The sequence below is a fragment of the Stenotrophomonas sp. YJH_SMC_19 genome (assembly GCF_059367915.1).
Genome location: NZ_JCAFRI010000008.1, coordinates 1 through 13,451, shown reverse-complemented (window position 1 = coordinate 13,451; position 13,451 = coordinate 1). Strand labels below are relative to the sequence as shown.

Annotated in this window: 15 protein-coding genes; 13 read left to right on the top strand and 2 right to left on the bottom strand. The window is 66.3% G+C overall.

Features of this window, described 5'->3' with window-relative positions; all coding sequences use genetic code 11:
• Nucleotides 1–46 precede the first annotated feature (46 nt).
• The 10 genes from nudE (at nucleotide 47) to AC5P5R_RS10430 (ending at nucleotide 7,524) form a co-directional block, all read left to right on the top strand.
• Nucleotides 47–610, top strand: coding sequence for an ADP compounds hydrolase NudE (nudE, locus tag AC5P5R_RS10475; RefSeq protein WP_005414246.1), 564 nt, complete (start codon nucleotides 47–49; stop codon nucleotides 608–610).
• Nucleotides 607–1,410: a 3'(2'),5'-bisphosphate nucleotidase CysQ gene (gene cysQ / locus AC5P5R_RS10470; protein WP_005410708.1), complete on the top strand. Its 804-nt coding sequence runs from the start codon at nucleotides 607–609 to the stop codon at nucleotides 1,408–1,410. Before nudE ends, cysQ begins: the two co-directional genes overlap by 4 nt.
• A 13-nt stretch (nucleotides 1,411–1,423) precedes the next feature.
• Nucleotides 1,424–2,263 (top strand): nucleoside triphosphate pyrophosphohydrolase, encoded by an 840-nt coding sequence (mazG, locus tag AC5P5R_RS10465; RefSeq protein WP_043034493.1) that lies wholly within the window; start codon nucleotides 1,424–1,426, stop codon nucleotides 2,261–2,263.
• A complete protein-coding gene (locus AC5P5R_RS10460; protein ID WP_164281747.1) occupies nucleotides 2,260–2,589 on the top strand; it encodes a YnfA family protein in 330 nt (109 codons plus the stop codon). The genes mazG and AC5P5R_RS10460 overlap by 4 nt, the downstream gene beginning before the upstream one ends.
• 125 nt (nucleotides 2,590–2,714) lie before the next feature.
• The gene (locus AC5P5R_RS10455; RefSeq protein ID WP_043034495.1) at nucleotides 2,715–3,017 is read left to right on the top strand and encodes an Mpo1-like protein; all 303 of its coding nucleotides are present in this window, start codon (nucleotides 2,715–2,717) and stop codon (nucleotides 3,015–3,017) included.
• 66 nt (nucleotides 3,018–3,083) lie between these two features.
• Nucleotides 3,084–4,043 carry an SPFH domain-containing protein gene (locus AC5P5R_RS10450; protein WP_005410704.1) on the top strand — a complete coding sequence of 320 codons (960 nt, stop codon included), beginning with the start codon at nucleotides 3,084–3,086 and terminating at the stop codon, nucleotides 4,041–4,043.
• A 1-nt stretch (nucleotide 4,044) separates the two neighbouring features.
• Nucleotides 4,045–4,485 carry an NfeD family protein gene (locus AC5P5R_RS10445; protein ID WP_005410703.1) on the top strand — a complete coding sequence of 147 codons (441 nt, stop codon included), beginning with the start codon at nucleotides 4,045–4,047 and terminating at the stop codon, nucleotides 4,483–4,485.
• A 156-nt stretch (nucleotides 4,486–4,641) separates the two neighbouring features.
• Entirely contained in the window at nucleotides 4,642–5,754 is a 1,113-nt protein-coding gene (gcvT, locus tag AC5P5R_RS10440; RefSeq protein WP_024958146.1) for a glycine cleavage system aminomethyltransferase GcvT, read from the top strand.
• Between the two features lie 93 nt (nucleotides 5,755–5,847).
• Nucleotides 5,848–6,243 carry a glycine cleavage system protein GcvH gene (gcvH, locus tag AC5P5R_RS10435; protein WP_005410701.1) on the top strand — a complete coding sequence of 132 codons (396 nt, stop codon included), beginning with the start codon at nucleotides 5,848–5,850 and terminating at the stop codon, nucleotides 6,241–6,243.
• Between the two features lie 774 nt (nucleotides 6,244–7,017).
• The gene (locus AC5P5R_RS10430) at nucleotides 7,018–7,524 is read left to right on the top strand and encodes a hypothetical protein (protein ID WP_005410700.1); all 507 of its coding nucleotides are present in this window, start codon (nucleotides 7,018–7,020) and stop codon (nucleotides 7,522–7,524) included.
• 119 nt (nucleotides 7,525–7,643) lie between these two features.
• Here AC5P5R_RS10430 and AC5P5R_RS10425 read toward each other — a convergent pair whose 3' ends face one another.
• Nucleotides 7,644–8,537, bottom strand: a complete 894-nt coding sequence (locus AC5P5R_RS10425) for a LysR substrate-binding domain-containing protein (RefSeq protein ID WP_005414244.1) — start codon at nucleotides 8,535–8,537, stop codon at nucleotides 7,644–7,646.
• 114 nt (nucleotides 8,538–8,651) lie between these two features.
• Between AC5P5R_RS10425 and AC5P5R_RS10420 the strand changes: the two genes are divergently transcribed.
• Nucleotides 8,652–9,410 (top strand): SDR family NAD(P)-dependent oxidoreductase, encoded by a 759-nt coding sequence (locus AC5P5R_RS10420; protein ID WP_076739152.1) that lies wholly within the window; start codon nucleotides 8,652–8,654, stop codon nucleotides 9,408–9,410.
• Between the two features lie 99 nt (nucleotides 9,411–9,509).
• On the opposite strand, the gene AC5P5R_RS10415 is transcribed toward AC5P5R_RS10420, so the two are convergent.
• On the bottom strand, nucleotides 9,510–10,910 hold the full coding sequence (locus AC5P5R_RS10415; RefSeq protein WP_005410697.1) for a serine hydrolase domain-containing protein: 1,401 nt from the start codon (nucleotides 10,908–10,910) through the stop codon (nucleotides 9,510–9,512).
• Between the two features lie 324 nt (nucleotides 10,911–11,234).
• Between AC5P5R_RS10415 and AC5P5R_RS10410 the strand changes: the two genes are divergently transcribed.
• Together AC5P5R_RS10410 and AC5P5R_RS10405 are read left to right on the top strand one after the other, a co-directional pair.
• Nucleotides 11,235–12,524, top strand: coding sequence for an NTP/NDP exchange transporter (locus AC5P5R_RS10410; RefSeq protein ID WP_171956642.1), 1,290 nt, complete (start codon nucleotides 11,235–11,237; stop codon nucleotides 12,522–12,524).
• Between the two features lie 42 nt (nucleotides 12,525–12,566).
• Nucleotides 12,567–12,917 (top strand): DUF1304 domain-containing protein, encoded by a 351-nt coding sequence (locus tag AC5P5R_RS10405; protein WP_495226374.1) that lies wholly within the window; start codon nucleotides 12,567–12,569, stop codon nucleotides 12,915–12,917.
• The last annotated feature ends 534 nt before the right edge of the window (nucleotides 12,918–13,451 follow it).

Here is a 13,451-nt window from a genome sequence, read left to right as displayed (position 1 = left end):
ATTCTATCGGCCCCGGCGCTGGCGCCGGCCGCCGCGGAGATTCCGCATGAACGATGACCGTGCCGGCCGGCGCTTGCCGATCATCCATCGGATCACCGATGAGGAGAACGGCCCCTTCCAGCGCCAGCACCTGGACCTGGAGTTCTCCAACGGGGAACGCCGCCGCTTCGAACGCCTGGTCAGCCGTGGCCATGGTGCGGTGGTGGTGGTGCCGATGCTCGATGACGAGACGGTGCTGCTGGTTCGTGAATACGCCGCTGGCATGCACCGCTATGAACTGGGCCTGGTCAAGGGCCGGATCGACGCCGGCGAAACCCCCGGGGAGGCCGCCGACCGCGAGCTGAAGGAAGAGGCCGGGTACGGTGCACGCCGGGTCGACGTGCTGCGCGCGATGACCCTGGCCCCCACCTACATGAGCCACCAGTCGTGGCTGGTGGTGGCACGCGACCTGTATCCGGAAAAGCTGGCCGGCGACGAGCCGGAAGAACTGGAGGTGGTGCCGTGGAAGCTGGCCGAACTGGACCAGCTGATGCTGCGCGAGGACTTCTCCGAGGGACGCTCGCTGGCGGCGCTGTTCATCGCTCGCCAGTGGCTGCAGGGAACGCGATGATCAAACTGACCACGGACCTGCGCGAGACCGCCATCGCCATCGCCCAGGAAGCCGGACAGGCCATCATGCAGGTGTACGCCGATGGCTTCGAGGTGCAGATCAAGGACGACGACAGCCCGGTCACCGCCGCCGACCTGGCCGCCAACCAGGTCATCGAACTGGGCCTGCGCCAGCTGACCCCGGACCTGCCGATCCTGTCGGAGGAATCGGCGCAGGTGCCTTGGGAGCACCGCCGCCACTGGGGCGCGTACTGGCTGGTGGATCCGCTCGACGGCACCCGCGAGTTCGTCAAGCGCAATGGCGAGTTCAGCGTCAACATCGCCCTGATCTACCAGGGCGCACCGGCTTTCGGCGTGGTGCTGGCGCCGGTCACCGGCATCGTCTGGCACGCCATGCGTGGCGAGCTGGCCTATCGCCGGCAGGGCCTGCACGACACCGTGCTGCGCACCCGCACGCCGGCCACCGCCCCGCTGCGCGTTGCCGCCAGTCGTTCGCACCGCTCGCCGGAAACCGAGGCGCTGCTGGCGCGCATGGGCCGCATCGAGACCATCGCGCAGGGCTCGTCGCTGAAATTCTGCCGGATCGCCGAAGGCGGCCTGGATGTCTACCCTCGGCTGGGCCCGACCTCCGAATGGGATACCGCTGCCGGCCAATGCGTGCTGCATGCCGCCGGCGGCGCCGTGCTGTCGGCCGCGACCGGCAAGCCGTTCCGCTACAACCGCCGCGAAACCCTGTTGAACGGCGATTTCATTGCCCTTGGTGATACCAGCCTGCCATGGCGCGACTGGTTGTCCGACTGACCCTGGAGGCCGCATGAGCGCGCACGACACCCCCACCACCGGCAGCGCCGCCGCCCACGAGCTGGAGCGCCTGCTGGCGATCATGGCGCGCCTGCGCGACCCGCAGGGCGGCTGCCCGTGGGATCTGGAGCAGAACTTCGCAACCATCGCGCCGTACACCATCGAGGAAGCCTACGAGGTGGCCGATGCGATCGACCGTGGCGATCTCGACGATCTCTGTGACGAGCTGGGCGACCTGCTGCTGCAGGTGGTGTTCCATGCGCGCATGGCCGAAGAGCAGGGGGCCTTTGCCTTCGCCGAGGTCGCACGCGCGATCAGCGACAAGATGCAGCGCCGTCACCCGCACGTGTTCGCCGACGTGAGCGTCGACGATGCCGACGGCGTGACGCGCAACTGGGATGCGATCAAGCGTGCCGAGCGTGCCGCCAAGGGCGAGCAGGACACCTCCGCGCTGGCCGGCATTTCGCGCGGGCTGCCGGAATGGCAGCGGGCGGTGAAGTTGCAGTCGCGTGCGGCCAAGGTCGGCTTCGACTGGCCCGGCCCGTTGCCGGTGCTGGACAAGGCGGCCGAGGAACTGCAGGAACTGCGCGAGGAGTTCGAGCGCGGCGATATCGCGGGCAACAAGGCGCGGCTGCAGGAAGAGCTCGGCGACCTGCTGTTCGTCTGCGCCAACCTGGCGCGCCATGCCGACATCGACCTGGGTGCGGCGCTGCGCGGGGCCAACCACAAGTTCGAACGCCGCTTCCGCGCGATGGAAGCGCAGGCCGACGCGCAGGGTGGGGCGCTGGCTGCGATGGGCCTGGATGCGCAGGAAGCGTTGTGGCAGCAGGCCAAGGCGGCGGAGAAAGCGTGAAGACGCTGGGCCTGTTCCTGCTGACCGCGCTGGCCGAGATCGTCGGCTACTACCTGCCCTGGGTATGGCTGCGCAAGGGCGGCAGCGTCTGGTTGTTGTTGCCGGCCGCGGCCAGCCTGGCCCTGTTCGCGTGGCTGCTGACTCTGCACCCGACTGCCAGTGGACGGGTCTATGCCGCCTACGGTGGCGTGTACATCGGCACCGCGCTGTTCTGGTTGTGGCTGGTCGACGGCATCCGCCCCAGCCGCTGGGACCTGTTCGGTGCAGCCCTGTGCCTGGCCGGCATGGCGGTGATCATGTTCGGGCCGCGCACCTCATCGGTGTAGAGCCGGGCCATGCGTGGCTGCGCCTCCTTCCGACCGCGCTGGCGCGCGCAAGCCGGGCATGGCTCGGCGCCACAAGGTCAGCGATGGTGCATGATGGCGACGACCCTGGTTCCCGGAGCACGCGCATGTCCCGCTTCGCCAGCTTCCGCGAGTTCTATCCGTTCTACCTCAGCGAGCATCGCCACCCGGTATCGCGCCGGCTGCACTTCATCGGCAGCTGCGGCGTACTGCTGCTGGTCGCGGCAGCGATCCTGCGTGGGCAGCCGGTGCTGCTGCTGGCTGCCCTGTTCTGCGGTTACAGCTTTGCCTGGGTTGGCCATTTCTTTTTCGAGAAGAACCGCCCGGGCACCTTCCAGCACCCGCTGTACTCGTTCATGGGCGACTGGGTGATGTTCGCCGACATCCTGCGCGGGCGCATGCCCTGGTAGCTCCGCTGTGAATGCGGCCTTCACGCGCTATGCTGGGGCCTGGACGTCATAGATAAGGAAAGCAAGATGTTCCCGACCATGTTCTTTACCGTGGTGCTGGCCTTCGTGGCCGTGGTGATCCTGTTCAAGGCGGTACGGATGGTGCCGCAGGGGTACGAATGGACCGTCGAGCGCTTCGGGCGCTACACGCACACCATGACCCCCGGCCTGCACTTCCTGATTCCGATCGTGTACGGGGTCGGGCGCAAGGTGAACATGATGGAGCAGGTGCTGGATGTACCCAGCCAGGAAGTGATCACCAAGGACAACGCCGCCGTGCGCGTGGACGGCGTGGTGTTCTTCCAGGTACTGGATGCCGCCAAGGCTGCCTATGAGGTGGCCAACCTGGAAGTGGCGATGATCGCCCTGGTGCAGACCAACATCCGTACCGTGATCGGTTCGATGGACCTGGATGAATCGCTCAGCCAGCGCGAGGTGATCAATGCCCAGCTGCTGAGCGTGGTCGACCATGCCACCAACCCGTGGGGTGTGAAGGTCAACCGCATCGAGATCCGCGACATCCAGCCGCCGCGCGACCTGCTGGATGCGATGGCGCGGCAGATGAAGGCCGAGCGCGAGAAGCGCGCGCAGATTCTAGAGGCAGAGGGTTCACGCCAGTCGGAGATCCTGCGTGCCGATGGCGAAAAGCAGGCCACCGTGCTGGAGGCCGAAGGCCGTCGCGAAGCTGCATTCCGCGATGCCGAGGCGCGCGAACGCCTGGCCGAGGCCGAAGCAATGGCGACCAAGGTGGTGTCGGCGGCGATTGCCGAGGGCGACGTGCAGGCGATCAACTACTTCGTTGCCCAGAAGTACGTGGAAGCGTTCAAGGAGCTGGCCAGTTCGCCGAACCAGAAGCTGGTGCTGATGCCGATGGAGGCCAGTGGCGTGATCGGTTCGATCGCCGGCGTGGCCGAACTGGCGAAGCAGGCGCTGGCCAGCCAGGACAACAAGGCCGCCGGCAAGCGGCCGCCGCCGCTCGGAGGCTGACATGCGCTGGGAAGTCGTCGGTTGGGGCGCGCTGGCGCTGCTGCTGTTTGCCGCCGAGGCGTTGGCGCCCGGGGCGTTCATGCTGTGGATCGGCATTGGCGCGGCGGCGGTGTTCGTACTGGTTGCGGTGTTCAGCGGCATTCCATTGCTGTGGCAGGTCGTTGCCTTCGTCGTGCTGAGCGTTGTCTCGATCCAGTGCTACCGGCGCTGGGGCAAGGCAAGGGCGCGACCCAGCGATGCACCGTTGCTCAACCGCCGCGCCGAACAACTGGTCGGACGGGTGGTGCCGTTGCAGCAGGGTATCGTTGGTGGGCAGGGCCGGGTCAGCATCGACGACGCGTACTGGCAGGTCAGCGGCCCGGAGTTGCCTGCAGGTACGTGGGTGCGGGTGCGCAGCGTGCAGGGCACGGTGCTGGTGGTCGAGGCGGTGGCCCAGGGCTGAGGCTGCGGTGGTTTGGCCGCGTCCGCGGGTCGTCAAGGCCAGCGGGCGCGGTCGCATGAGGTGTGCTTGCAGATGGCCGCTGCGCTGCGGCGCGACCTGCGGGCGACCGATCTGGGATAATGGGGATTCTTGTTTCCTCTGCTGCCGGACCCGGTCATGACCCAGAAGACGCTGCTCAACGATACCCACCGCGCCCTTGGCGCCAAGATGGTCGATTTCGGGGGTTGGGACATGCCCATCCACTACGGCTCGCAGCTGGACGAGCACCACCTGGTGCGTCGCGAGTCGGGTGTGTTCGACGTCAGCCACATGACCGTGGTCGACCTGCGCGGTGACCAGGTCAAGCCGTTCCTGCGCCGCCTGCTGGCCAACTCGGTCGACAAGCTGAAGGTGCCGGGCAAGGCGCTGTACTCGTGCATGCTGAATCCGCGCGGCGGCGTCATCGACGACCTGATCGTCTACTACCTGGGCGACGATTTCTTCCGCATGGTGGTCAACGCCTCCACCCGCGAAAAGGACCTGGCCTGGCTGCGCGAGCAGGCCGCGCCGTTCGGCGTCAGCGTCGAGCAGCGCCCGGACCTGGCCATCCTGGCCGTGCAGGGCCCGCAGGCGCGCGCGATCGTGATCGGCCTGGCCCGCGAATCCGAGCGCGAGGCGCTGACCAAGCTGGGCCGCTTCGCCGCCCTGCAGGTGCAGTCCGACGACGGCGTCGAGCTGTTCGTCGCCCGCACCGGTTACACCGGCGAAGACGGCTTCGAAATCCTGCTGCCGCAGGACGCGGTGGTCGCGTTCTGGAACCGCCTGCTGGCGGCGGGCGTGAAGCCGGCCGGTCTCGGCGCACGCGACACGTTGCGCCTGGAAGCCGGCATGAACCTGTACGGCCAGGACATGGACGAAGAGATCAGCCCGTACGAAGCGGCGCTGGCCTGGACGGTGTCGCTGGACGAAGGCCGCGACTTCATCGGTCGCGACGCGCTGGAAGCGCAGAAGGCTGCCGGCACAGCACGCCAGATGATCGGCCTGGTGATGGACGAGAAGGGCGTGCTGCGCCACGGCCAGGCGGTGACCACCGCTGGCGGCCAGGGCGAGATCCTGTCCGGCACCTTCTCGCCGACCCTGGCCAAGGGCATCGCTTTTGCCCGCGTGCCCGCCGGTGAACTCGGCGAGGTCACCGTCGACATCCGCGGCCGGCAGGTGCCGGTGCGCGTGGTCAAGTTCCCGTTCGTGCGCGAAGGCCAGGCCCAGCCCGGCGTGCTCGCCGACGCCTGATCCGGACATGCCGGTCGTCACTGACAGCAGTGGCGGCCGGTTGGTTACACTAGCCCCGTTTTTTCCACCCCTGCATATCTCTGGAGCAGTCCCATGAGCGAGATCCCCGGCGACCTCAAGTTCCTCAAGTCCCATGAGTGGGCCCGTGTCGAAGGCAATGGCCGCGTCACCGTCGGTATTTCCGACCATGCCCAGGGCCTGCTGGGTGACCTGGTCTACGTCGAACTGCCGGAAGTCGGCGCCGACGCCAAGGCCGGCGAACAGATCGCCGTCGTCGAGTCGGTGAAGGCCGCCTCGGACGTCTACAGCCCGATCAGCGGCAAGGTTGTCGAGGTCAACTCGGCCCTGTCCGACAAGCCGGAAACCATCAACGAAGATGCCTACGGCGAAGGTTGGATGTTCGTGGTCGAACTGACCAACGCTGAAGAGGTCAACGAGCTGCTGGACCCGGACGCGTACGCCGAAGCCCTGGAGAACGACGACCACTGAGTCGTCGTTTCCGGGTTCTGCAACGGCCACCTTCGGGTGGCCGTTTTTGTTTTGGCGAGTACGTCGGCTCATGACGCAGGGTTTGCTGCGCGCCCTCGACGCGGCATCAGCAGACCCGCGAACGGTACCGAGGGGCGTGCGCAGTTTTGCGCAAATCCGCGTTTCCGCCCCGCGCCGACGCGTCCGGATGTGAAAACTTTTCGCCCCCCGTTGCGGTGCCGTTGTGCTGGCGCTGATGCCGGCACCGGCCGGTGCCGGCGCTGCGTGCATGCAGTGGCCGCCAACATGCATGCATCTGCGCAGAGTGCCTATTTCAAGTGGTTTTTGTTCAACGCTTGCGTTGTTGTTGCTGCAGGCAACGCGCGTGCGTGGTGCTTCGTTGGTCGTCGAGGGCGGAGCGTCGCGACCGTGCAGGCAACACCGCGGATGGCGCGGATGTGAAAATTTTTCGCGGGGGTTGTTGACAGTAAAAAAAACCGTGATTAGGTTTCGCCTCAGCAGACCTTGCCTGCCAAACCGAGTGCGCAGAATCAATCGTCCGATGCGAAGCAGCCCCTTCAAGACCACCGCGACCCAGATGACGGTGGACATGGCCCCGCTTCCCCCGGAGAAATGCAAGGCACCTCCCGTTCCGATGCCCGCTCCGCCGATCGAGGCGGGCATTGCCGCATCCGTAACGGCGCGCTTGACGCGCCGGCGGTCCCCGCACGCAGCATCCGCGGGTTTGATCCACCTGGGCGTTTCAACTCCCTATCACTGACGAGGAGCCATCCCATGGCAACCAAGAAAGCTGCGAAGAAAAAGCCCGCCGCCAAGAAGGCGGTGAAGAAGGTCGCGAAGAAGGCCGCTGCCAAGAAGGCAGTGAAGAAGGTCGCGAAGAAGGCGACCGCCAAGAAGGCAGTGAAGAAGGCTGCGAAGAAGGTCGCCAAGAAGGCCACTGCGAAGAAGGCAGTGAAGAAGGCGGCGAAGAAGGTAGCCAAGAAGTCTCCTGCCAAGAAGACCGCGAAGAAGGCCGTCAAGAAGGTAGCCAAGAAGGCCACCAAGAAGACTGCCAAGAAGGCAACGGCCCGCAAGCCGGCCAAGAAGGTCGCGAAGAAGGCGACTGCCAAGAAGGCCGTCAAGAAGACCGCCAAGAAGGCAGTGAAGAAGACCGCGAAGAAGGCCACCAAGAAGGCTGCCCCGAAGAAGGCAGCGAAGAAGGTTGCCAAGCGCAAGCCGGCCGCCCGCAAGAAGAAGGCCGCTCCGGTCGCTCTGCCGGCAACCCCGGCGCCGCTGATCTAAGTACTTCCCGATAGCCGCATCCTGAAACCCCTTCCCTGGCTGCCCAGCGGGGAGGGGGTTTTTTTATGGGGCCATTGGTAGCGTCGAGCCATGCTCGACCGCCTTGCTGACGGTCGATGCTAGCGGTGCGGCGCCGGTGGAAAGCGCTCCACCAGGAAATCGATGAAGCTGCGCAGGCGGGTCGAGGGGTAGCGGTCGTGGGCGTAGACCACGTGCATCGGCCGCCCCGCGTGGCCGTGTTCGGGAAACAGCTGCACCAGCCGCCCAGCCTCGACATCCGCGGCCAGAAGCAGTGCCGATTGCAGCACGATGCCCAGCCCATGCAGCGCCGCTGTACGCAGCGCTTCGCCGTTGTTGATCTGCAGTCGACCTGTGGGCACATGGCCGAGCCCGCCAGCATCGGCCTGCAGCCACTGCGCCAGCGCGCTGGGTTCGAAGGACAGGCATTGGTGCCGGGCAAGCGCCAGCAGGTCGGAGGGCGTACCGTGCCGGGCGAGGTATCCGGGCGAGGCGCACATCATCAAGCGATACGGTGCCAATGCACGTGCCACCAGCACGCTGCTGTCGGCCAGCGTGCCGATGCGCAGGGCTGCTTCGAAACCCTCCTCTGCGAGGTCGACCACGCGGTCGGTCAGCACCGCGTCGACACGCACGTCGGGGTAGCGCGCCATGTAATCGGCCAACGCCGGTACCAGCGCATGCGTGCCGAAGATCACCGGCGCGCTGATGCGCAGCGTGCCTGCAGGTGCCAGGTGCTGGTACTGGGCCTGAGCATCGGTTTCCTCCACCAGCCGCAGGATCTCCCGGCAGCGGGCGTAGTAGTCCTCCCCGAACGGCGTCATGTGCTGGCGCCGGGTGGTACGACTGAGCAACTGCATGCCCAGCCGCGCCTCCAACGCACGCAGGTGCTTGCCGGCCATCGTCGGGGAGATGGCCAGTGCTGCCGCTGCAGCGCTGAGGCTGCCCTTGTCCACGATCAGCACGTACACCTGCATGCTTTCCAGCAGGTTCATCTGAAACTCCGGGTGTTGAATGCTGAAACTTTTGCGGAGTTTATCAATCACGGGTGATCAAACAGCATGCACTGCAGGGGCCGGATCCACCGGCCGTGCTGAAAGGAGAACACGATGGATTTGAATCTTGAGGGACGCACAGCGCTGGTCACCGGGGCGGGCAGTGGCATCGGTGCCGCTGTCGCCAGGCAACTGGCCGCGCAGGGCGTACGTGTTGCCATCTCGTCACGGCGGCAGGCACCGCTGCAGGCGCTGGCGGCAGGGATCGAAGCGGCGGGCGCACCCGCGCCGATCATCCTGCTGGGCGATGTCACTGACGCCGGGGACGTGCGACGCATTGCTGACGCGTCGCTGGCGGCGTTGCAGCGGGTGGACATCCTGGTCAACGCGGCTGGCGGTTCGCGGCCAACGACCGTCGATGCAGCCGACTCGATCTGGGAGGAGGCATTGGCGCTGAACTTCTCTGCCGCACGACGGCTGACCCAGGCACTGCTGCCGGCGATGCAGGCGCAGGGATGGGGGCGGGTGATCAACTTCAGCGGTTCGATGGAGCCCCGTTCGGTGAATGCCGCCACCGCGGCGAAAGCAGCGCTGCATCTGTGGAGCAAGGGGCTGTCGTCGGAGGTGGCCGGGCAGGGCATCACGGTGAATGCCATTGCGCCGGGTCGGATCAACAGCCCGCAGATCCTGGACCGCCTGCATCCCACCGAGGAAAGCCGACGCGCGTTCATCGCCAGTAACATCCCGATCGGGCGCTTCGGTGAGCCGGAAGAAGTGGCGCCGCTGGTGGCATTCCTCGCCTCGCCGCTGGCCGGTTACATCACCGGTGCGGTGATTCCGGTGGACGGCGGCATGCACTACTTCGCGCATTAGCCCTCCGTTTGTAGAGTCGAGCGCGGCTCGATTCCACAACAGCCAACAAAAAGGGCGGCCTGCAGGCCGCCCTTCATGCTCACGGTCGCGCCCGCCTGATCAGCGCGGCGACGCCACCGCGCGGTTGCTGGAAGCGCCCTTGCCCTTGCGCTTGTCCTGCTGCGCCGGGCTTGCACCTTCGGCCATCAGGTTGTCGCTGCCGAAGTCGGTGTCCACATCCAGCCAGCGCTGTGCCGGCAGGCCGAGCGCGGAATCGAGCACGGTCGGCAGCAGGCCGCTGGGCAGGCCGCTCTCGCCATTCCACATGATGGCGATGCCGAGATCGCGTTCGGGGACCAGCGCGACCAGGCCGCGGTAGCCCTGTACGGCACCGGCATGGAACACCACGTCGTGGCCGGCGTAGTCGAAGGTGCGCCAGCCCAGCGCGTAGCCGGCCGAGTGCAGGCGCTCGCGGCGCCAGCCCGAACGCATCTCGCCGGGAGTGTTGATCAGGCTCGAATGCAGGGTAGCCAGCAACGGTGCCGGCAGCACATCGGGGCGATGGCCGGTGTGCGCCAGCAGCCACTGCGCCATGTCGCTGGCGCTGGCGTTGACGCCAGCCGCCGGGGCAACACGGTAGTAGGTCGGCTTCGGTGTCAGCGACACCCAGCCGTTGCGGCTGCGCACGTGCGGACGCGCCCAGCGCGAGCTGGCCTGGATGCCGGCCAGGCCGAGGCTGGCATCGTTCATGCCCAGCGGCTTGAAGATGCGGCGCTCGACCGACTGCTCGTAGAAGCTGCCGGAGGCGGCATAGACGACGTCGCCGATCAGGCTGAAGGCCACGTTCTGGTAGGCGTAGCAGTCGCCCGGCAGGCACTTCAGGCTGGTGTTGGCCAGTTTCTGGGTCAGCGCGTAGTACTCGGCATTGCCTTCGATGTCGCGGTCGTAGGCGTTGTAGGGCAGGCCGACGCGGTGGCTGAGCACATCGGCCACGGTCAGGCGGTCGGTGGCTTCGGGCGAGTTGAGGCGGAAGCCCGGCACGTAGTCGGTGACCTTGCTGTCCCAGCGCAGCGTGCCGTCGTTGACCAGTAGTCCGGCCATGGTGCCGGCGAAGGCCTTGGACAGCGACGCCAGGCGGAACACGGTGTGCGCATCGACCGGCAGCGGATTGTTGACGTCAGTGACGCCATAGCCGCGCGCGCTGAGGATGCGGCCGCCCTGCACGATGGCCACGGCCATGCCCGGCACGCGCTCGCCATAGGTGAGCTGCTGCGCCATCGATTCGATATTGGCGACGTTGAAGCCTGCGGCGGGCGCCTGCACCTGCGGCACCAGCCCGGTACGGTAGGCCGCCGGCTGGGTGTGGGCAACGGCGGTGGCCGCAGCGGACTCGATGTTGGCCGGCATCGGCGGCAACGGCGGCGGGGTCTGCGCGGTGGTGGACAAGGCAACAGGCATCAACATGCCCAGCAAACCGGTGGCCGCCGAACGGATCGGACGACGCAGGCTGTTCTTTTTCATCGGTGGGACCCGTGCGCGACTGCTGATGGCGATTCTAGCGCCGCTTTTCCTCTGTGCACAAACAAAGCGAAGATGAATGCGCATCTCGTTGAAAAAGTTGGGATTTTGACGCCTCGAAAGCGTGTATCGGAACGTGTCATCCGGACCCGGTCATGACACCGCGTTGCGGCCTTCAGACGGCCACCTGCTGGCGATGTTGCAGTGCATTGGATAACGTACGCGCTTCACCGCCCCGGAGCCTGCCATGCCGCTGTCCAACCGCCGTCATCTGGCGAGGGACGCCGCGTGAGCGCGGTACGAGAGAAGGGCCCGCTGCAGGGGCTGATGGCGGCACTGCGCGAGTCCCCGGCGCTGTGGTGGTCGTTCCTGTACTTCTTCTGCCTGCTCAGCGGCTACTACGTGCTGCGTCCGGTGCGTGAAGCCATGGCCGCCTCGGCGGACCTGGAAACGGTGTTCCCGCCCGTGCTGATCGCCTGGTTCGCCAGTCATGGCATCGCGTTGAAGGACTTCGTCCTGCAGTTCCTGTTCTCCTGCGTGTTCGTGATCATGCTGGTGCTGCAGCCGGTGTACGGCTGGCTGGTCAGCCGCTTCCCGCGACGGGTGTTCCTGCCGGCGGTGTATGGGTTCTTCATCGTGACCCTGCTTGGCTTCTACATGATGTTCGACAGCGGCGTGCCTGGCCGCGGCATGGCTTTCTTCTTCTGGATCACCGTCTTCAACCTGTTCGCAGTGGCGGTGTTCTGGAGTTTCATGGCCGATGTCTTCTCCAATGTGCAGGCCCGGGCCTTCTATGGCTACATCGGCGCGGCGGGCACCGTCGGTGCCTTCCTTGGTCCGGTCATCACCAGTGCGCTGGTGCAGCGCGTGGGCATCGCCAACCTGATGCTGGTGTCGGCCGGTTTCCTGGCGATCTGCTTGTTCTGCATCTGGCGCCTGCGGCACTGGGCGGTGCTGCGCGAGCAGGAGCAGCAGTTGGTATCGGGTGAGAAGCCGATGGGCGGCAGCGTGCTGGATGGCCTGAAACTGATCGTGCGCGAGCCGTTGCTGCGCTGGCTGGCGATCATGGTGGTGTTCGGCGTGGGCGTGGGGACGCTGCTCTACAACCAGCAGGCTGCAATCGTGCGCGCGGCGTTCACTGACCCGGCGGCCAGTACCGCGTTCTTCTCGCGCATCGACCTGGCGGTGAACGCGCTGGCGCTGCTGATGCAGGTGGGCCTGACCCGCTGGCTGCTGTCGCGCCACGGCATCGCGCCGGCGCTGCTGATTCCCGGTTTCGCGATCCTGATCGGCTTCTCGGTGCTGGCAGCCTCGCCGATGCCGTTGATGGTCGCGGTGGTGCAGGTGATGACCCGCGCCAGCGAATTTGCACTGGCCAAGCCGGCGCGCGAGACCATCTACACGCGCGTGGACCGGCAGTGGCGCTACAAGGCCGGCGCAGCGATCGATACCGTGGTCTACCGCGGTGCGGACCTGAGCTTTGCCTGGGTGCACAAGGGCCTGTCATTGTTCGGCTCGCACGTGGTGTTCATCGGCGGCATGCTGGTGGCCGCGTGCATGACCGCAGCCGCGTTCGGTGTACTGCGCGAAGAAAAGAAACTGCCGCGCGACCGCTGATTTTCCGGGGCCCGACCCCCATCCCTGTCCAAGGAACTGCCCATGTACTGGATCGCACTCACCCTGACGTTGCTCGTCGCCCTGCTGCACGTCTATTTCCTGGTGCTGGAGATGTTCCTGTGGGCCCGCCCGCTGGGCCTGAAGACCTTCCGCAACACGCCGGAGAAGGTGGAGGCCACGCGGGTGCTGGCGGCCAACCAGGGCCTGTACAACGGCTTTCTGGCAGCAGGCATCGTGGTGGGGCTGGTGATCGGGCAGCCGGTGCTGGTGACGTTCTCGCTGGCCTGCGTGGTGGTGGCAGGGTGCTATGGCGCCTACAGCGTGAGCCGCCGCATTTTCATGATCCAGGCGGTGCCGGCGATCCTGGCGTTGGTGTTTCGCGCGGTGGCGTAGTTTCCAGCCAACGGCGCAGCCCCTCGTGGGTTGGTCGCGGAATGCTTGTCATGGGGTTGGCCGGGCGGGTTGGGTTCGCGGGGGACGCCGCAAGTACGTCCCTGTAGGCTTGGCCGCGGCATCCATGCCGCGGACACCCCCGCGAACCCAACCCGCCCGGCCCCTGACAGGTTCCGTGTGCGGCCAGCCCACGGAGAAGGAAAAAGAAGATCAAGGGCAACAGCGGGTCGCTGCGCTCGTGGGTTCTGCGCGCATGAAAAAAGCGGCCGAAGGGCCGCTTTTGCTTTTGCTCTTGCTCTTCTTTTTCTCTTCCGTGGGTGGACGCCACAGAGATCTGTCAGAGGTCGGAGGGGTGGGGCCGGGCGGGGTATCCGCGCCATGGATGGCGCGGCTAAGCCTTATCTGATGAAAATCTGTCAGCGTAGGTGTCGAGAGCCGGCGTGGGCCGCCGTACGAGCCTGGATCTCGACGATCGCCATGTAGCTTGGCGCCCACGCCGGAATCTCCCTTGATCCGCCCGAACAGTTGCTGGAG